The sequence below is a fragment of the Bacillus sp. P14.5 genome (genome assembly GCF_003316765.1).
Taxonomy (GTDB): domain Bacteria; phylum Bacillota; class Bacilli; order Bacillales; family Bacillaceae_B; genus Rossellomorea.
The window spans coordinates 1-1,250 of sequence record NZ_NIJF01000048.1; the positions used below are offsets into that span (position 1 = coordinate 1).

The 1,250-nt window shown below is 52.6% G+C and carries 1 protein-coding gene; it reads left to right on the forward strand.

The window, feature by feature from the left end:
- On the forward strand, positions 1-1,250 hold a 1,250-nt coding region (locus B9Z54_RS06410), incomplete at both ends, for a sensor histidine kinase (RefSeq protein ID WP_205207681.1).

Here is a 1,250-nt window from a genome sequence, read left to right on the forward strand (position 1 = left end):
TGATAACGAACGTCACTTGATCGAGAAGAACCATGAACTTCAGGCGCAACAAGAAGAATTGATTGCGCAACAAGAAGAACTCCAAGCGCAACAGCAAGAGCTTGAAGAAATTTTGGAGCAGACGCAACAGAACGAGCAGCATTTGGCTTACCGCAACGAATTGACCGAAACGCTCGCGGCCCGCGACTCGTTGACGGCTTATCCAGAGATCATCGAGAAATTGGTCGCTATCACTGACTCCGAAGTCGGCGCTCTCGTCTTCGTCGATGCGACGGGCTCATTCTCGATCACAAGCCATGGCTTGAACGAGACGCTTACCCGTCAGTTGCTCGATAGCGAGAATTCTGTCTTGACGCGGGCGATGACACTCCGAACGACAGTCCATTCGTCGAAACAAGTCGCAAGCGACCATCCGCTCCCGTACCCATACTACATGTATGAGACGGCCGTACCGGTCCATGACCCGACGGATGACTCGATCATCGCGTTCATCTATCTCGTCCGCTATAAAGATCGCTTTACGCAGACGCAGATGGGGGACATCATGTCGTTCGCCCGTCAGTTGTCACTCTCCCTTCTTCGCATGCGTCTGTTTGAAGAGATGACGCGTGAGAAAGGGAAGACGGAACGGATACTCGATTCGATTCGCGAGGCGGTCATTTACGTCGAGCATGCGACCGATGACGTCTTCGTCAACCGACCGCTCTATGAGATGTTCCCTGAGCTCGATGAAATCACGTCGAGAGAACTTGAGGAACTATCGTGGAATGAATGGCGCGAGACGATTTCGACTACGGTCGACCAAGAAGACGATTTCTTGAAATATACAGACCGTCTCTTCACCGACGATTTCCCGCATGACAGTGTCAGCTTCTCAATCCGTAAAGGTGAGATGAACCTGCAGATGTACGCGGAACGCATCGTCGTCGGTGGGCTGTCAAAAGGGACGTTGCTCGTCTTCCGTGATATCACGAGCGAGACCGAGGCGGAACGCTTGAAGAGCGAATTCATCTCGACGATCTCTCACGAGTTGCGGACACCGCTCTCGTCAATTTATGGGTTCACTGAACTCATGGTCAAGAAGCAATTGCCAAACGAGAAACAGGCGAAGTACTTGCAGACGATTCACGCCGAGACGGAGCGGTTGACGCATCTCGTCAACGACTTCCTCGATGTGCAACGGATGGAAGCGGGCAGCCAGATGTACGATCGGGAACAGCTCGATATCGAGCCGGTCATTCGCGACATGA